Origin of the sequence: Microbispora sp. H10836 (assembly GCF_012999525.1) — a bacterium.
Lineage (GTDB): Bacteria > Actinomycetota > Actinomycetes > Streptosporangiales > Streptosporangiaceae > Microbispora.
Genome location: NZ_JABBWU010000001.1, coordinates 950,522 through 968,069, shown reverse-complemented (window position 1 = coordinate 968,069; position 17,548 = coordinate 950,522). Strand labels below are relative to the sequence as shown.

Below are 17,548 nucleotides of genomic sequence, written 5' to 3'. Positions count from 1 at the left end.
GCCACGCGTCAGGCGGCTCCCCTTATGCCCGAGGAAGCGCGGAGGGGGATTGGGGAGCCGCCGGCGTTCGCGGCTACGCGTCGAGGCCCTCGCTCTTGGCGATGACACGAGCCAGTTTGTCGGAGAACTCTTCCCGCCATGCCTTCTGGATCTGGATCTCGTCCAGCACGACGGCGAAAGCGCCGCGGAACTCTTCCAGGGTCTGGCGGATCGCGGCCGTGTCGGCGCGCAGTTCCTCCTGGCCCTTCCGGAGGTCGTCGGTGATGGTCCGCAGGTCGTCCTGTCCCGTGCGGAGGTCGTCCGTGATAGTGCGCAGCTCGTCCTGGCCCTTGCGCAGCTCGTCCTGGCCCGTACGCAGCTCGGTGGTGATGGTGTAGAGCTCGTCCTGTCCCTTCTGTAGCTCGTGCTGACCAATGCGCAGATCGCTCATCTGCTCGCCGCACTTGATCAGCATTGCGTTCTGCAGCCGGACATCGCTCCTGATGCCGGCGATCTCCCGCTCTACGGCGTCGATGCGTTCCTCGGTCTCTGGCATGCCCGACAGGATAGGGACGCGGGGGCGATCACGCACGGTGAAACCGCGACTCCTGTGTGTCGGGATTCCGGTCGCCCGGGTCCACCGCCCCGGCCCGGTGCGCGAACGCGCCCTCGCGTCGGGGGCGGGAACGGCCGACGCGACGCGTCTTCTGCCGAGCGCGTCGTCAGTCCTGCGGCCAGTTGTCCGGAGACGACACATAAGTGCCGCGATGGGGGACGGTGAAGACGTAGCCCTGGTCCCGGAGGAACCTGACGGCCAGTCGCACGGTCACCTTGGCCACGCCGTACTGCTCCATGAGCGCTTTCTCGCTGGGGATGGCGCGGTTCGGCTTGAACTCCTGCCGCCGGATGCGCTGCGCGACCTCTTCGGCGATCTCCTGGTAGAGGGCTTTCTTTCGGCGCACACGCGGAGCGGCCTGATCGCCGACGAAGGTGCCCTCGCCCTGAACTGTGTAGACGAGACCCTGCTCGCGTAGCTCCCGGGCGACCCGGCGTGCCGTCGTCCTCGCTATGCCGTACTCGGCCTCGAGTTGCGCCTCGCTCGGCATGGGATTTCCGGGGGCCAGGTCGCCGCTGTCGATGCGTTCTCGAAGGATCTCGGCGATCTGCTTGTAGACAGGTACGGGTCCGTCTCGGTCGAGCACGCTCAAACCATAGACCGAAACAGACATCCTCGCACAAAATGCTACAGATTAAAGCCCTGGCAGATACGGCTGGTAGACCGGCAATGACGAGAGAACTTATAGTGACGGCACTGCTACTCATCGTGCGGCACTCGGCGCCAGGCGGTGTCGGTGACGATCACGTGGTCGAGGAAGCGGAGGCCGACGGTGTCGGCGGCCTCGTGGAGGCGGGCCGTGACCTCGACGTCGGCGGGGCTGGGGTCGAGCGATCCGCTCGGGTGGTTGTGGGCGAGGCCGAAGGCGGCCCCGCCGGAGAGGAGGACGGTGGTGACGATGTCGCGGACGGGCGCGGGGGTGTGGTCGCTGCCGCCCTCGGTGACCACGGTCCGGCGCAGCACCGCGCCACGGCCGTCGCACACGACCACGACGAGCCGCTCACGCGGCTGTCCGTGCAGCAGGGGAGCGGCAGCCGAAGCGATGTCGGCCGAGCAGGTGATCCGGCTTCGCTCCGGCTCCGCCTGGGCCCGCCGTACGAGATGGAACGCGGCCGCCACGCGGGCGGCCTTGGCGGGACCCACACCGGGGACGGCGAGCAGCCGATGGGCCTCGGATCGGGCCAGCTCGCCGAGGTCGCCGCAGTGGGCGATGAGCTGGGAGGCGAGTTCGACGGCGCTCACGCCCCTGCTGCCCGAGCCGAGCAGCAGGGCGAGCAACTCCCTGTCGGCGAGCGCCGCGGCTCCCGACGCCATCAGCCGCTCACGCGGCTGGTCGGCCAGGGGCATGTCCTTGACGCGCATCGGCACCTCCGGATGGGGGATCCGGATCGGTTGTACCAGTGGGCACCGACAGTCAGAGGGGGCTGGGAATGCCGTAGACCAGGCGGAACCTGTCGCCGGGCACCACGGCGTCGCTCGTCTCCACCGGCCGCTCCCCGGCCCAGTACGTACGCTCGATCTGGAGCACCTGGACACCGGCGGGCAGCTCCAGCAGGTCGCTCTCGGTCGGCTGGGGAACGCGGACGTGCACGGTCTCGCTGATCTCGGTGAGCGGCATGCCGCTCGCCGCGAGACGGAAGGCCGCGCTCCTGCGCTCGTACGTGCCCTCCTCGGGCGCCTGACTCTGCCCGGGCTCGACCGGTTCGTACGTCGTGAGCAGCTGCACCGGTCGCCCGTCGCCGCGGAAGACGTATCGGGTCCGGATCACCGGGCTGCACTCCCCGATACGCAGCCGGCGGGCGATGTCGGGAGGGGCGTCGGCGAGCTCGCTGCGCCAGCTCCAGCTGGGTTGCCGCCCGCCCGCCTGCATGTCGCCGACGAAGGCGGCGTGCGGTTCGGGGAGACGGCTGCGGTTGAGCGGGAGCAGGATCGGTTTCTCCCGAACCCGGTGCCCGGAGCCCACGCGGCCGATGATGAGGCCCTCCTGCGCGAGCACGCGCAGCGCGTGGCGGGCGGCCGTCTCTCCGACGCTGTATTTGCGGGTGATCTGGTGCCGCGAGGGGATCGGTGCGCCCGGGGGGAGCGTGCCGTCGACGATCTGGCGGCGAATGTCCTCGACTACGCGCAGGTAGACCGGATCAGAGTTTGCCATCAATCCATCCCTGAGGGGGTGACGGGTCTTCCAAATCTTGGCGTATTCGCCGGGCAACCGAGAGTGACGGAGATGGCCTGTGACTCCAACTTTGCCTGCTGAAAGGGCCGCTAATGGGTGATATTGCCGCTAAGCGGCCAGGTGTCGATATTCCCCTCCCGCCGCCCTATCACGGCATCCATGCCAGCCCTCCGAGGGACAGGCACCAGAAAATCGCGTGGTCGAAACCCACCAACCGCAGTGACCGCGTGCGGGTGCACAGGCACACGTGTGAGTGCAAGGCGACGATCTACGAGCTGTGCTCGGCCGGCGGGCTGATGTTCATCCGGCGGACGAAACGGGGCGTGAAGATGGAGATCCGCGAGAGCGAACGGCTCGTCTCCGCCCGGATGCGGGAGCTGTGGGTGCGGCTGCTCTCGGGGGAGGCCCACTGATCGCGTCCTCGGCCCACCTGATCTGCCCCGGGTTCACCTGATCTGCCCCGGGTTCACCTGATCCGCTCCGGCTCACGGATCTGCCGCCGGCTAGCTGATCTGCGGCGGGCTCGCTGATCCGCCCCCGGCCCATGCCTGACGGCCTGGGTATCTTCCGCCCGTAGGGGGCACGACCGGTCGTACGCGGCCTTCCGGAAAAATTTCGCCAGCGGCGTGTAACGTCCGCGTAAGGCGCGGCGATTCCCGGTTAGAGGTCGCTGATGTGTGTACCCCCGAGCACATATCGGCGGCCTCTTCCGCTGTCGGCGGCACCGCGGACGGTACTGGACATAACGGGGTGGCGAGGTCCATCACCCCTGCGGATCCGGGTACCGTTCGGTCTATGGCATCGCCTACTGGAACTTCCGACGCCCCCTTCGGCCGCACGCTGACCGCGATGGTCACACCGTTCGCTTCGAACGGCGCCGTCGACTATGAGGGTGTCCAGCGGCTCGCTGCCTATCTCGTGGACGAGCAGCGCAACGACGGACTGGTCGTGAGCGGTACCACCGGGGAGTCCCCCACCACCTCCGACGAGGAGAAGGACCGCATCCTCCGCGCGGTCGTCGAGGCCGTGGGCGACCGGGCCACGGTCGTGGCCGGCGTCGGCACCAACGACACGCGGCACAGCGTCGAGCTGGCCCGGGCAGCGGAACGCGCCGGCGCGCACGGTCTCCTGGTGGTGACCCCGTACTACAACAAACCGCCGCAGGAGGGCCTGCTCCGGCACTTCACGGCCGTCGCGGACGCGAGCGGCCTTCCGGTGATGCTGTACGACATCCCCGGCCGTGCCGGGGTCCCCATCACGACCGAGACCCTGTTCCGGCTGGCCGAGCATCCGCGTATCACCGCGGTCAAGGACGCCAAGGGCGACCTGTTCGCGGCCTCGCAGGTGATGTCCTCCACCGACCTCGTCTTCTACTCCGGCGACGACCTGCTGAACCTGCCGTGGCTCTCCGTCGGCGCGGTCGGGTACGTCAGCGTCGTGGGCCACGTGGCGGGCGCGGAGCTGGCCTCGATGGTCGACTCCTACCGGTCCGGCGATGTCGAGAACGCACTGGCCGTCCACCGTCGGCTCCTGCCGGTGGTATCGGCGATCATGACGCGCACCCAGGGCGCGATCATGGTCAAGGCGGCGCTCACGCTGGTGGGCCAGGACGCCGGGTACGTCCGGCCGCCGCTCGTGGACGCCACCCAGGAACAGATCGCGGCGCTTCGCGAGGACCTCATCACGGGAGGTCTCAAGCTTGTGGATTAGATCAACAGATGGAGTCGAATGAGCGACGTGTACAGAGAAAACGAACATAGGGAACGACGCGTGCGCGCCGCAGGCGAGCGGCGCGGGGCGAGGGGGGCGGCATGAGTCATCCGCATCCCGAGCTCGGGCCGCCTCCGCCGCTGCCGGAAAACGGCCTGCGCGTCGTCGCGCTGGGCGGTCTCGGCGAGATCGGCCGCAACATGGCGGTCTTCGAATACGACGGCCGTCTGCTCGTGGTGGACTGCGGCGTGCTGTTCCCCGAGCCGGACCAGCCGGGCGTGGATCTCATCCTGCCCGACTTCGACTACATACGGGGGCGCCTCGACGACATCGAGGCGCTCGTGCTCACGCACGCCCACGAGGACCACATCGGCGCGGTGCCGTACCTGCTGAGGGAGCGGCGCGACATCCCGATCGTCGGCTCGCGGCTGACCCTCGGGCTGATCGAGAGCAAGCTGACCGAGCACCGGATGCAGCCGGTCAAGGTCGAGGTGATCGAGGGCGAGCGGCGCTCGTTCGGGCCGTTCGAGTGCGAGTTCGTCTCGGTGAACCACTCGATCCCCGACGCGCTGGCCGTGGCGATCCGCACCCCTGCGGGTCTCGTCCTGCACACCGGCGACTTCAAGATGGACCAGCTTCCGCTGGACGGGCGGCTGACCGACCTCGGGGCGTTCGCCCGGCTCGGGGGCGAGGGCGTCGACCTGCTGATGTCCGACTCCACCAACTCGGAGGTGCCGGGCTTCGTCACCAGCGAGCGGGAGATCGCGCCGGTCATCGACGACGTCTTCCGCAGCGCGTCGAAGCGGATCATCGTGGCGAGCTTCGCCTCGCACATCCACCGCGTCCAGCAGATCATGGACGCGGCCGAGAAGCACGGCCGCAAGGTCGCGCTCATCGGCAGGTCGATGGTCCGCAACATGGGCGTGGCACGCGAACTCGGCTACCTGAAGGTGCCCGGGGGGCTGCTCGTGGACTCCCGGGAGATCGAGGAGTGGCCGCCGGAGGACGTGGTGCTGATCTGCACCGGCTCCCAGGGCGAGCCGATGGCGGCGCTGTCGCGCATGGCCAACCGCGACCACCCGATCAGGATCGCGGAGGGCGACACGGTCCTGCTCGCCTCGTCGCTGGTGCCGGGCAACGAGACGGCGGTCAGCAAGGTCATCAACGGCCTCAACCGCTGGGGCGCGCGGGTGGTCCACAAGGGCAACGCGCGGGTGCACGTCTCGGGTCACGCCGCCGCGGGCGAGCTGCTGTACGTGCTCAACCTCACCAAGCCGTCCAACTTCATGCCGGTGCACGGGGAGTGGCGGCACCTGCGGGCGCACGCCGCGCTGGCCGAGCTGACCGGGGTCCCCCGGGAGAACATCGTGATCGCCGAGGACGGCGTGGTCGTCGACCTCGTCGACGGCCAGGCGAGGATCGCCGGCGCGGTCCCCTGCGGGTACGTCTTCGTGGACGGCACCTCCGTGGGCGACATCACCGACGTGGCGCTCAAGGACCGGCGCATCCTGGGCGACGAGGGGTTCATCTCCATCGTCGTCGTCGTGGACTCCACCACCGGGAAGCTCACCGGCGGGCCGCAGATCACCGCCCGGGGCTCGGGCATCGACCCCGACGCGTTCGACGCGGTCATCCCGCAGCTCGAGACCGCGCTGCAGGAGGTCGCGGCGGCGGGGGTGGCCGACGAGATGCAGATCCGCCGGACCATCCGGCGTACGGTGGGGCGCTGGGTCAGCGACACCTACCGCCGCCGCCCGATGATCATTCCGGTGGTCGTCGAGGTCTGACGGACAATCCCGTTGTACTCGGAGACGGGCGTGGCGTAGCGTCCCGCCCGTGTCCGAGGTGAGGATCATTTACCGCAAGTACGGCGGTTCGCTGCACTGGCACCACCACGCGCGGGTGCTGGGCGAGGACGAGCACGGCGTCTGGGTCGGCTGTCCCTCCGGGATGATCGCCCAACGGGGGCACGAGCGCCCCACAGTGTTCGACTTCGCGTCCGTCATCCTGTTTCCCCGCGACGCCTGGTGGACGGCGGCGTTCAACGCGCCGCCGCACAAGGCGGAGATCTACTGCGACATCACGACGATCCCCGTGCGTGGCGACGCCCGGATCACGATGGTCGACCTCGACCTCGACGTGCTCCGCATGCGGGACGGCCGGCTGATCCTGGACGACGAGGACGAGTTCGCCGAGCACCAGGTGCGGTACGCGTACCCGGAGGAGATCGTCCGTCAGGCGGAGCGGTCGGCCGCCTGGCTGATGGAGGCCGTGGGGGCGCGCACCGGTCCCTTCGGCGGCGCCCACGACCGCTGGCTGTCCCAAGTGACATGACCGGGGATCACTTGACCGGGACCGGCTCGTCCACGGACTCGGGGATCACCTTGGGCACGCCGCGCAGCGCGAACGGCACGGCGACCGCGAGGACGAGCAGGATCGCCGCGCCGGTCAGCACCGTGACGTGGATGCCCTCGACGAACGCCTGCCGCGCGGCCTGTGCGACGGCCCCCGCGGCGTCGCCCGGCAGCGCGGCGGCGGTCTTCAGGGCGCCCGCGAGCGTGTCGCGGGCCTCGGCCGCCGCACCTTCGGGCAGCCCGGGCGGAAGCGCCAGGCCGTTCCGGTAGGCGCTGGTCAGCACGCTGCCGAGCACGGCGATGCCGAGCGCGCCGCCCATCTCGTGGGCGGTCTCGGAGATCGCACTCGCCGCGCCGGCCCGCTCCTTGGGCACCGAGGCGAGCACCGTGTCGCCGGTCACCGCGAACGTGAAGCCCATCCCGACTCCCTGGATGATCATTGCGACGAGCATGTAGAGATAGGGCGTCTCGGTGTCGATCCGGCTGAACAGGATGAACCCGATGGCGGTCAGCACGAGCCCGAGGCTGACGATCGGCCCGCGTCCCCACCGGTGCACGAGCACCCCGGACAGCGCGCCGCCGACGCCCCCGGCCAGGCCGCCCGGCATGCCGGCGAGCCCGGCGGTCAGCGGCGACCAGCCCATGACCAGCTGGAAGTACTGCGCGAAGACCACCGACATGGCGAGCATCGCGAAGACCGCGACCAGTTCGGCGCCGACCGTGGCCGCGAACGCGCGCCGCCGGAACAGCGCGATGTCGATCAGCGGCTCGGCCAGCCGGGTCTGCCTGCGGACGAACACGACCAGCGCGGCTACCGCGATCACCGCCGCGGCGATCACGGAGGGCTGCGCGACACCTCCGGTCGTGGCCTCCTTCATCGCGTAGATCAGGCCGAGCACGCCCACGGCGGACAGCGGGACGCTGACGAGGTCGAGCCTGCCGGGGCGGGGGTTGCGCGACTCGGGCAGCACGACGAGCCCGGCGGCCAGGACGGCCGCGACGACGGGCACGTTGATCAGGAAGACCGAGCCCCACCAGAAGTGGTCGAGCAGCAGGCCCCCGACGATGGGCCCGAGGGCGAACCCGACCGCCCCGACGCTGCTCCAGACGCCGACCGCGGTGGTCCGCTCCTTCGGGTCGGGGAACACGTTGCGGACCAGCGACAGCGTCGACGGCATGATCGTCGCGCCGGCCACGCCGAGCAGCGCGCGGGCCGCGATCAGCAGCGGGGCGTTCGGCGCGTACGCCGTCAGCACCGAGGTCGCGCCGAAGGCGGCCAATCCGACGAGCAGCAGCCGCCTGCGCCCGATCCGGTCGCCGAGGTTGCCCATGGTGATGAGCAGCGCGGCCAGCGCGAAGCCGTAGATGTCGGCGATCCACAGCAACTGGGTGGCCGAGGGTGCGAGGTCCTCGCCGAGCTTCGGCAGGGCGAGGTGCAGCACGGTGAGGTCGAGGGACAGCAGGAGCATGGCCAGGCAGGCGATGACCAGCGTGCCCCACTTGCGGGAGGTGTCGTTCATGGCCGCCAGCGTGCGCCCGGACGCTGACCGTTCACCCACCGAGCGCTGACAGGTGCCCTTCGACGATGGTCAGCGCCGCGGCGTCCGTGCTCCCCGTGATGCCCACTGCGACCGGCACCCGCTCCTGTGCGTAGGCCCGGCCCTGGGCGTACGCCCGGTCGAAGGCGTCGCCGCCGAGGACGGTCCGGCAGCCCGCCTCGATGCGGGCGACGTCCGGGTCGCCGGCGGCGGGTGCGCCGCGCAGGGCGGCGGCCACGCCCAGCAGCCAGGCCGCCCGCCCGCGGTCTCCTTCCAGCAGCGCGACGCCGGCGACCCCCTCCGCGACCGCGCCGGTCATCCCGAGGCTGCGGGTGCCGGGCACGGTGGTGAGGGCGCGCCGGTGCCACGCCAGCGCCTCGGCGGCGGCGCCCGACATCTGCGCGGCCCAGCCGAGCGCCAGGTAGACGCGCGAGCGGGTCTCCTCCACGCTGAACCACGCGCTCGTGCACTCCGCCAGGGCCGCCTCGTAGCGGCGCCGGGCCTCGGTCACGTCGCCCGCGAGCCGGGCGAGCTCGCCGAGCCCGAGGAGCGCCGCCGCGAGGGTCTCCGGGGCGCCGGTCCGCCGCGACAGCTCGGCGCCGCGCTCGAAGTCGGATCTGGCGGCGTCCGCGTGTCCGGAGCGCATCCGCGCCCAGGCGCGCCGGCAGAGGGTCTCCGCGACGTCCGACGCGGCGCCCAGCCGCTCGGCCAGGTCGAGCGCCTCGTTGGTCAGCGCTTCGACCCGTTCGTGGTCGCCCCGCCGGTCGGCGACGTCCGCCATGGCGGACAGCATGATCACCCGGAGCCAGATGTCCCCCACGGCGCGGGCCTCCCGGAGCGCGCCGGTGAGCTCCTGTTCGGCCTCCGTGAGCCGGCCGTCGAACACCTTGAGATAGGAGAGGCTGAAGCGGCTGAGCGTCCGCGTCCACGGGTCGCGGTCGAACACGCGGAACAGGTCCTCCATCGTGTGGAGCTGCTCTCGCGCGGGGGGACCGCTGATCATCGCCTGCAGCACCAGCAGGAACGGCTGCCGGGGCGGCATGGGCAGGAGGTAGGTCCGCCGGACGGCCTCGGCCACGAGCGCGTCCACGGCGGGGCCGCCCGTTCCGCCCCAGGCCACGAGGCAGGCGCACACGACGTGCTCCTCCTCCAGCCCCTCGGGCGGTGTGGCGCCGATCCCGGCCAGCAGTTCGGCGGCCGGCCTGGCCGCCTCGCCGCGCAGCCCGCGCAGCAGCCAGTAGCCGGTCGCGGCCGACAGCAGCCGCAGCGCGGGCGCCGCGTCACCCGCGCGTACGGCGCGGCGCAGCGCGGCCTGCAGGTTGTCGCGCTCGCCGTCCAGCTCGCGCAGCCACTCGACCTGGTCGGGCCCGCGCAGGTGCGGGTCGGCCGTGGCGGCCAGGTCCAGGAAGTACGCGAGGTGGGCCTTCCGCGTGGACTCGCTCTCGCCGGCCTCGGCCAGCCGTTCGGCGCAGAACGCGCGGATCGTCTCCAGCATCCGGTAGCGGTCGTCCACCACCTCGACGAGGGACTTGTCCACCAGGGAGGCGAGCACGCCGTCGGTGTCGGGCAGGCCGCACACCCGCTCGGCCGCCTCCAGCGTCGCGCCGCCCGCGAAGACCGTCAGCCGCCGCGCGAGCGCGCGTTCCGGCTCGTCGAGCAGGTCCCAGCTCCACTCGACGACCGCGCGCAGCGTCCGGTGGCGCGGCTGGGCCGTACGGCTGCCGCGCGACAGCAGCGCGAAGCGGGGGGCGTCGCCCTCCGGTTCGGGATCGTCGGTGCCGAGACGGGCGGCGATCTGGGCCAGGGGCAGCGAGCGCAGCCGGGCGGCGGCCAGTTCGAGCGCCAGCGGCAGCCCGTCCAGCGCCCGGCAGATCCGCAGCACGTGCCCGACGTCGCCGGGCCCGAAGGCGATGCCGGGCCGTACGGCGGCCGCCCGCTCGGCGAACAGCCGTACGGCCGGATAGGCGAGGGCGTCCTCGACGGCGTCCTGCGTCGCGGGCTCGCCGCCGGGCGGCGGGACCCGCAGCGGGGGGACGGGGCACAGGCGCTCGCCGGTGATGCCGAGCGCCTCCCGGCCGGTGGCCAGCACGCGCAGGGCGGGGCACGCCGCGAGCAGCCGGTCGGTGAGCCGGGCCGCCTCGTCCACGACGTGCTCGCAGTTGTCGAGCACGAGCAGCACCGGCCGCAGGGTCAGGGCCGCCACCAGGCGGGCGACGGGATCGGCCGTGGCCGGCCGAGTCCCGGAACCGGGGATGGTCACGGCGCTCTCGCGCAGCCCGAGCGCGCCGAGCACGGCCTGCGGCACGTCGGCGCCGTCGGTGAGCGGGGCGAGTTCCACGAGGCACACCTCGCCCGGCCACCGGGCGGCCGCCTCGATCGCCAGCCGGGTCTTCCCGGTGCCGCCCGGGCCGGTGAGCGTCACGAGCCGGGCCTCGGCGAGCAGCGCGCCGATGCGTCCGAGCTCGGCGTCGCGGCCCACGAGTGAGGTGAGCGGCACCGGCCGTCCGCCGGTCGCGGCGGGGGTGGGAGCGAGCGCCGGGTCGGAGCGCAGCACCGCGAGGTGGATCGCCGACAGCTCTGCCGACGGGTCGGCGCCCAGCTCGCCGGCGAGGACCCGCCGTGCGTCCTCGAAGGCGGCCAGTGCCTCCGCCGGGCGGCCCGCGGCGTACAACGCGCGCATGAGCTGCCCGCGCGAGCGTTCCCGCAACGGGTGCGCGGCGACCCGTTCCTGCAGCTCGGGCAGCAGGTCGCGGTGCCGCCCGAGGGCGAGGCCCGCCTCGGCGAGGTCCTCGGCCGCCGACAGGCGCAGCTCCTCCAGCCGGGCCGCCTGGGCGGGCGCGAACGGCGCGTCGGGCACGTCCGCGAGCGCCGGGCCGCGCCACAGGGCGAGAGCCTGGTCGAGCAGGCCGGCGGCCCGGGCGGGGTCGCCCGCGTCGAGCGCCCGCCGCCCCTCGGCCGCCAGCCGCTCGAAGCGCGGCGCGTCCACGTCGTCCGGGTCCACCGCCAGCCGGTAGCCCGCCGGCTCCCGCACGACCAGGTCGCCGAGGTGCTGGCGTAGCCGCGACACCTGGGCCTGCAGCGCGTTCGTCGCCCCGGACGGCGGCTCGGCGCCGTAGAGGCCGTCGATCAGGCGGTCGGTGGTGACGACCTTCCCGGCATTGAGGACCAGCAGGCCGAGCAGCGCGCGCAGCCCGGGCCCGCCGACCGGCACCGGGTGGTCGCCGTCGGGCCGCGCCTCCGTCGGGCCGAGGATGCCGAACCGCATGGCCATGATTGTCCCGCATCGCCCGGCCAGGCGCGGTGTGGAGCGGTGCGGCTCAGCGGCGGACCGCCTCCGCGATCGCCTTCAGCCGGGCCGCGGAGGCGAGGCCGCCGTGGTACCAGTGGATCTCGGCGGCGCCGGCCGCCGTGTAGGCCTCGGCCAGGAACGACAGCGCCGCGCCGTCCGCCGGGCGCGGGGGCAGGGCCAGCACGTACGCGCCCACGCGGGGGCCGAGCCGGCCCAGGGCGCGCAGCCCGGCCTCGTCCACCTCGGGGGCGTTCCAGCAGTTGCCGACGAGCAGGTCGACGTCCACCCCTTGGGGGACGGTCGCGAACGGGCCGGTCGCCCATGGGTCGGCGTTGGCGTGCAGGGCGATCTTCAGGTCCGGCCGGATCGCCCGGGCCTGCGCCAGCAGCAGGTCGCGCAGTTCGCCGGCCAGACCGGTGCGCAGGTCGCGCACCGGGTCCGCGAGGTCGCCGAGCGCCTCCTCGACCGAGCCGGGCGCGCCGTCGACGCCCGCCCGCACCCGCGCGCGGACCTCGGCTACGTCCATCCCGGCCGTCTCGAAGCGGCGTACGCAGGCCGCGCAGAAGCACAGCGACAGCAGCGCGATCTGGGCGGGCGACCAGTCGGCGCCGTCGGTCTTCTCGTGGTGGCCGCCGTGGCGGAAGCCGAGGGCGCCGCACGCCTCCAGGATCAGCGCGTCGGGGTCGCCGATCTCGACGATCTCGTGGACCAGCGTGCGGCAGTAGTCGCGCACGTCGGCCGCCGCCGGGCACAGCGCGTAGGGGTAGGTCTCGCCGAAGGCGTTGGTGACGACCAGGTCGGGGTTGGCCGAGCCGAGCAGCGTGTTGTGGGTCAGCACGGTCCACGCCTGAACCGGCAGGCCGGCGGCGCGCAGGGCGTCCCTGGCCTCCCCGAACGGATCGTCCGAGTCCACCCACGACGGCGTGCCGGGCACGAGCCGGTTGCCCTTCCACGCCTCCTCGCGTACGGGGACGTAGCAGGCCGCGTGCCGGGCGTCGACCAGCCGGTGGGCCGGATGGGCGGGGGTCGCGGCGCGGGTCGTGTGGTAGGACGCGGCGAGCGCCACCGCGTCGACGCCGAGCGCCTTGAGGCGCGCGGCGGCGCCGGGGTCGCCGACGATGTCCCAGGGGTAGGCGTAGATGACGTTCACCGAATCCTCCGGAGGAAGCCCGGTCCTTTTGGGCCGGGAGGAACCTGGAGCTCGCAGGGGATGGCCCGGCGGAGTCGGGACAGCCCAGAGCGTGAACCGCTTGTGACTTGCTGCTTTCCCTGACGGTGAGGCAAAGCGCTTGTAAAATGCGAACATGCGTACGGCCTACAAGGTGCGGGTCTACCCCACTCCCGAACAAGCTGCGGTGCTGAACCGCACCTTCGGCTGCGTACGCCTGGTCTGGAACAGGGTCCTGGCGTGGCGGCAGGCCCGCTACCGGGACGAGGGGGTGACGACCTCTTACGCGCAGACCGATCGGTATCTGACCGAGTTGAAACGCGACGGCGGCCACGACTTCCTGTACGAGGTTTCTAGCGTCCCGCTGCAGCAAGCTTTGCGGCACCAGTACACGGCGTTCGTGAGCTTCTTCGCCGGACGCGCCCACTACCCGCGGTTCAAGTCCCGTTACGGCCGCCAGCGCGCGACCTACACCCGCAGCGCGTTCCGCTGGCGCGACGGCCGGTTGCATCTGGCGAAGATGGACGACCCGATCGCGTTCGTGTGGTCCTGGCCCGAGATCGACCCCACCAGTATCACCCCGACCACGGTGACCGTCTCCCGCGAACCCGACGGCCGCTGGTACGCCTCCATCGCGGTGGAGACCGGCACCGGACCTGAACCGCTGCCCGGCACCGGCCGCCAGGCCGGGATCGACCTCGGTGTGAGCGACTTCGCCGTCCTGTCCACCGGTGAGAAGATTCCCAACCCGCGCCATCTGGAGCGCAAGGCGCGCAACCTGGCCCGCTACCAGCGGCGTGTGGCACGTAAGCAGCGTGGGTCGAACAACAGGGCCAAGGCCAAGGCGAAGGTCGCCCGCGCCCACACCAAGGTGCGGGACGCCCGCGCCGACTTCCTGCACCGAACCTCCACACGGCTGGTCCGTGATCACGACCTGATCGTGATCGAAGACCTCAACGTCACGAGCATGGTCCGCAACCGATCCTTGGCGCGGGCGATCTCCGATGCCGGGTGGGGCGAGTTCCGCCGTCAACTGGAGTACAAAACCCAGCGGTACGGGCGGCGTCTGGTCGTGATCGACCGCTGGTATCCCAGCTCGAAGACGTGCAGCGCGTGCGGGCACCTGCTTGCCACACTCAGCCTGTCCACCCGGCACTGGTCGTGCCCGGGGTGCGGCGCCCGGCACGACCGGGACGTCAACGCCGCCAAGAACATCCTGGCCGCTGGTCGAGCGGTGTCCGCCTGTGGAGCTGACGTGAGTCCGCAAGGGTCTTCCCTTCGGCGGTCGGCGGTCGGCGGTGAAGCAGGAAGCCCAGCCCGGGAGGGCGGGAATCCCTCGCCTTTGGCAGCCCTCAGGCGGGGGAGGAAGTCAACAGCGTGGCCTCCGTGCTGAGAAGGACGGGTCGATGGACCGCATGTAGGTCGTGTCGTCGCGGGAGCGGACCCCGCACTTTTCATACTGCTCGTTCATGATTGCGAGGGCGTCGCGGTCGAGCTCCACCCCGAGCCCCGGGCCGTCCGGCACCGGGACCGCGCCGTCCACGAACCTCAGCGCGCCGGGGGCGACCACGTCCTGGCCGTCCTGCCAGGGGGTGTGGGTGTCGCAGGCGTGGGTGACCGCCGGGGTGGCGGCGGCCAGGTGCGTCATGGCGGCGAGGCTGATCCCGAGGTGGGAGTTGGAGTGCATGGACAGCTCGATGCCGAAGGTCTCGCACAGCGTGGCGATGTGCGCAGAGCGCACAAGACCGCCCCAGTAGTGGTGATCGGTCAGCAGCACCCCGATGGCTCCCTGGCGTACGGCCGGAGGGATGTGCTCGGGGGTGACGACGCACATGTTCGTGGCGAGCGGCATCGGCACCTCGGCGGCGACCCGCGCCATGCCCTCGATGCCCTCGGTGGGGTCCTCCAGGTATTCGAGCACGCCGTCGAGCTCGCGGCCGACCCGGATGGAGGTCTCCACGCTCCAGACGGCGTTGGGGTCGAGGCGCAGCGGATGCTCCGGGAACGCCGCACGCAGCGCGCGGATCGCCTCGACCTCCTGGTCGGGCGGGAACACGCCGCCCTTGAGCTTGATCGAGCGGAAGCCGTACGCGCCGATCAGCAGGCGGGCCTGCTCGACCACCCCCTCGGGGTCGAGGGCGGCGCCGAAGCCGTCGTCCGGCGCGCCCGGATGACCGGCCCACTTGTAGAAGAGGTAGGCGCTGTAGGGCACGGCGTCGCGCACCCGGCCGCCGAGGAGGTCCACGACGGGCCGGTCCGCCGCCTTGCCGCGGATGTCGAGGCAGGCGACCTCGAAGGGGGAGAAGATCCGGTCGACGGTCTTGGCCCGTGAGGAGGTGCCGGTCAGGCCGTGCAGGTCGGTGACGACGTCGGCCCCGACGAGGCCGGCCACGGTGGCGTACATCGCGTTGCCGCCGTAGACGTCGTGGCCGATCAGCGCCTCGGCGGCGGCCCGCACCCGGACGAGGTGGTCGAGGTCGCCGTAGGTCTCCCCGAGACCGGTCAGCTCTTCGTCGGTGACGACCTCGACGATCGTGCGCAGCGCCCACGGCTCGTGGACGCCGGCGGCGTTGAGCAGCGGCGGATCGCGGAAGGCGACCGGCGTGACGTTGATCTCGCGGATCCTCATCCCACCAGCTCCAGCCCGGTCGCGATGAGCTTGTCCAGCCGGGCGACGTGCTCGGGGGCCGCGTCGACGAGCGGCGGCCGGACCCGGCCCACGTCGAGGCCGCGCAGGGCGACGCCCGCCTTGACGAGCGAGACGGCGTAGCCGGGCACGAGGTCGCGCAGCTCGACCAGGGGCCGGTAGAAGCCGCCGAGCAGGCGCCGCACCAGCTCGTCGTCCCCGGCGGTCACGGCCTTGTGGAAGGCCAGGGCCACCTCGGGCAGGAAGCAGAACACGGCGGAGGAGTACAGGCTGACGCCGATGCCCCGGTAGGCGGCCACGGTCATCTCGGCCGTCGGCAGCCCGTTGAAGAACGTGAAGTCGCGGTCGGTCGCCTCCCGGACGGCGAGGACGATCCGCTGCATGGCGTCGATGTCGCCGAGGCCGTCCTTGAACCCGGCGACGTTGGGGATCTCGGTCAGCGCCGCCGCGGCGGCGGCCGTGAAACGGGCGTTGGCCCGCTGGTAGACGATGATCGGCAGGTCGGTGGCGGCCGCGACCTCGCGGACGTAGCGCACCAGCCCTTCCGCGGGCGCGCTGACCAGGTACGGCGGCAGCAGCAGCAGACCGTCCGCGCCCGCCTCCGCGGCCCTGCGCGCGCACTCGCGGGCGAACGGGAGCGCGCCGCCGGCGCCGCCCAGGACGGGAACCCGCCCGGCCGCCGACTCGACGGCGATCCGCACCACCCGCGTGTACTCGTCGATGCCCAGCGCGTTGAACTCGCCCGTGCCGCAGGCGGCGAACACCCCGCCCGCACCCTCGGCGACACCGCGCGTCACGTGCGTGGCCAGCACGTCCTCGGCCAGCTCACCGTCCGCGCCGAACGGTGTGACCGGAAAGAAGAGAACGCCGTCGAGCTGCATCCGCCCACTCCCTTGGTGTCCATATATATGGACAAAGTTCTTCAATATGTCCACGACGCTAGCTGTGTGATCTCGCGAAAGTCAACCGAGGTCATCCCCGACGGCTCGATGGTCAGGCCGGACCACCTGTTCACGTACTCGAACTGGCTCTGCAATTGCGTTTACTTGCCAGCAAAAACGATAAGAATTGGCAACAGTTGCGTCAAGAATCTATCTCGGGTCAGATATGTGAATCTTGCCCGTACTTGTGAACGGTTGGGAATTGCTGCGAGACTGGCGCCGTTCGCCAATGACACGGTCCGTACGCCGCGCGGACGATCACGGGGCGCCGCCCACGGCGCGGGCGCCCGGGCCGCGCTTGCCGCAGGGCCGATCCGACAGGAGGCACATGCGAATTCTCATGACCGGCGCGGCGGGCGGCGTCGGCACCCTGCTGCGACCCCGGCTGGCCGGGGAAGGGCGCGTGCTGCGCCTGCTCGACGTCGTCCCGCTGGAGGCGGGGCCGGGTGAGGAGGCGGTGACCGCCGACATCACCGACCCGGAGGCGATGGACGCGGCGATGGACGGCGTGGACGCGGTGCTGCACCTCGGCGGCCACAGCCTCGAACAGCCGTGGGCGGACATCCTGCAGGTCAACATCAACGGCACCTACGTGGTGCTGGAGGCCGCGAGGCGGGCCGCGGTGCGCCACGTCGTGCTGGCCAGCAGCAACCACGCGGTCGGGTTCTTCCCGCGCGACGCGGGCGAGGCCCCCGACTACCTGTTCCCACGCCCGGACACCTTCTACGGCGTGAGCAAGGTGACCAAGGAGGCACTCGGCTCGCTCTACCACGACCGGTACGGCATGCACGTCACCTGCCTGCGGATCGGCTCGTGCTTCGAGCGGCCCAGGGACGTGCGCATGCTGTCGACCTGGCTGTCGCCGGACGACTGCGCGCGGCTGGCCGAGGCGTCGCTCGCGGCGGACGGCTTCCACGTGGTGTGGGGGGTGTCGGCCAACACGCGCCGCTGGTGGTCGCTGGAGGAGGGCCGGGCCATCGGCTACGAGCCCAAGGACGACGCGGAAATCTACGCCGATAAGCTGATCGCCGAGCACGGCGAGCCCGATCTCGGGGAGCTGCCGCACTCGCTGGTCGGCGGGGCCTTCTGCGGCCCCCGCTACGACGTCGAGAATCTCACAGCGGGGAGCTGAG

At 71.8% G+C, this 17,548-nt stretch carries 15 protein-coding genes; 6 read left to right on the top strand and 9 right to left on the bottom strand.

The window, feature by feature from the left end; genetic code table 11:
* Positions 1 to 73: 73 nt before the first annotated feature.
* The 4 genes from HHX30_RS04350 to HHX30_RS04335 all read right to left on the bottom strand — a co-directional run bounded on the left by HHX30_RS04350 (position 74) and on the right by HHX30_RS04335 (position 2,747).
* A complete protein-coding gene (locus HHX30_RS04350; protein ID WP_169979512.1) occupies positions 74 to 535 on the bottom strand; it encodes a hypothetical protein in 462 nt (153 codons plus the stop codon).
* 166 nt (positions 536 to 701) lie between these two features.
* Entirely contained in the window at positions 702 to 1,181 is a 480-nt protein-coding gene (locus tag HHX30_RS04345; protein WP_311922073.1) for a GntR family transcriptional regulator, read from the bottom strand.
* Between the two features lie 113 nt (positions 1,182 to 1,294).
* Positions 1,295 to 1,957: a RadC family protein gene (locus tag HHX30_RS04340; RefSeq protein WP_169979508.1), complete on the bottom strand. Its 663-nt coding sequence runs from the start codon at positions 1,955 to 1,957 to the stop codon at positions 1,295 to 1,297.
* A 52-nt stretch (positions 1,958 to 2,009) separates the two neighbouring features.
* The gene (locus HHX30_RS04335) at positions 2,010 to 2,747 is read right to left on the bottom strand and encodes a GntR family transcriptional regulator (RefSeq protein ID WP_169979506.1); all 738 of its coding nucleotides are present in this window, start codon (positions 2,745 to 2,747) and stop codon (positions 2,010 to 2,012) included.
* Between the two features lie 248 nt (positions 2,748 to 2,995).
* Between HHX30_RS04335 and HHX30_RS41265 the strand changes: the two genes are divergently transcribed.
* From HHX30_RS41265 to HHX30_RS04315, 4 genes are all read left to right on the top strand, one after another.
* Positions 2,996 to 3,181, top strand: coding sequence for a hypothetical protein (locus HHX30_RS41265; RefSeq protein WP_249349542.1), 186 nt, complete (start codon positions 2,996 to 2,998; stop codon positions 3,179 to 3,181).
* A 382-nt stretch (positions 3,182 to 3,563) separates the two neighbouring features.
* Positions 3,564 to 4,478 carry a 4-hydroxy-tetrahydrodipicolinate synthase gene (gene dapA, locus HHX30_RS04325; protein ID WP_169979502.1) on the top strand — a complete coding sequence of 305 codons (915 nt, stop codon included), beginning with the start codon at positions 3,564 to 3,566 and terminating at the stop codon, positions 4,476 to 4,478.
* 101 nt (positions 4,479 to 4,579) lie between these two features.
* Entirely contained in the window at positions 4,580 to 6,265 is a 1,686-nt protein-coding gene (locus HHX30_RS04320; protein WP_169979500.1) for a ribonuclease J, read from the top strand.
* Between the two features lie 49 nt (positions 6,266 to 6,314).
* Positions 6,315 to 6,812 carry a DUF402 domain-containing protein gene (locus HHX30_RS04315; protein WP_169979499.1) on the top strand — a complete coding sequence of 166 codons (498 nt, stop codon included), beginning with the start codon at positions 6,315 to 6,317 and terminating at the stop codon, positions 6,810 to 6,812.
* Between the two features lie 7 nt (positions 6,813 to 6,819).
* Here the strand turns inward: HHX30_RS04315 and HHX30_RS04310 are convergent, their stop codons facing one another.
* The 3 genes from HHX30_RS04310 to HHX30_RS04300 are packed head-to-tail and all read right to left on the bottom strand — an operon-like array spanning position 6,820 to position 12,809.
* Positions 6,820 to 8,352: a DHA2 family efflux MFS transporter permease subunit gene (locus HHX30_RS04310; RefSeq protein ID WP_169979497.1), complete on the bottom strand. Its 1,533-nt coding sequence runs from the start codon at positions 8,350 to 8,352 to the stop codon at positions 6,820 to 6,822.
* 31 nt (positions 8,353 to 8,383) lie between these two features.
* The gene (locus HHX30_RS04305) at positions 8,384 to 11,635 is read right to left on the bottom strand and encodes a BTAD domain-containing putative transcriptional regulator (protein ID WP_169979495.1); all 3,252 of its coding nucleotides are present in this window, start codon (positions 11,633 to 11,635) and stop codon (positions 8,384 to 8,386) included.
* A 52-nt stretch (positions 11,636 to 11,687) separates the two neighbouring features.
* Positions 11,688 to 12,809, bottom strand: a complete 1,122-nt coding sequence (locus HHX30_RS04300; RefSeq protein WP_169979493.1) for a hypothetical protein — start codon at positions 12,807 to 12,809, stop codon at positions 11,688 to 11,690.
* 154 nt (positions 12,810 to 12,963) lie between these two features.
* Between HHX30_RS04300 and HHX30_RS04295 the strand changes: the two genes are divergently transcribed.
* Complete coding sequence (locus HHX30_RS04295) at positions 12,964 to 14,220, top strand: RNA-guided endonuclease TnpB family protein (RefSeq protein WP_169979492.1); 1,257 nt, start codon at positions 12,964 to 12,966, stop codon at positions 14,218 to 14,220.
* Here the strand turns inward: HHX30_RS04295 and HHX30_RS04290 are convergent.
* Both HHX30_RS04290 and HHX30_RS04285 read right to left on the bottom strand, forming a co-directional pair.
* Positions 14,197 to 15,456: a glucarate dehydratase family protein gene (locus HHX30_RS04290; protein WP_169979490.1), complete on the bottom strand. Its 1,260-nt coding sequence runs from the start codon at positions 15,454 to 15,456 to the stop codon at positions 14,197 to 14,199. The two genes, HHX30_RS04295 and HHX30_RS04290, sit on opposite strands and share 24 nt — an antisense overlap.
* The gene (locus HHX30_RS04285; protein WP_169979488.1) at positions 15,453 to 16,355 is read right to left on the bottom strand and encodes a 5-dehydro-4-deoxyglucarate dehydratase; all 903 of its coding nucleotides are present in this window, start codon (positions 16,353 to 16,355) and stop codon (positions 15,453 to 15,455) included. The genes HHX30_RS04290 and HHX30_RS04285 overlap by 4 nt, the downstream gene beginning before the upstream one ends.
* Positions 16,356 to 16,743: 388 nt before the next feature.
* On the opposite strand from HHX30_RS04285, the gene HHX30_RS04280 reads away from it, so the two are divergent.
* On the top strand, positions 16,744 to 17,547 hold the full coding sequence (locus tag HHX30_RS04280; RefSeq protein ID WP_169979486.1) for an NAD(P)-dependent oxidoreductase: 804 nt from the start codon (positions 16,744 to 16,746) through the stop codon (positions 17,545 to 17,547).
* Position 17,548: the final 1 nt, after the last annotated feature.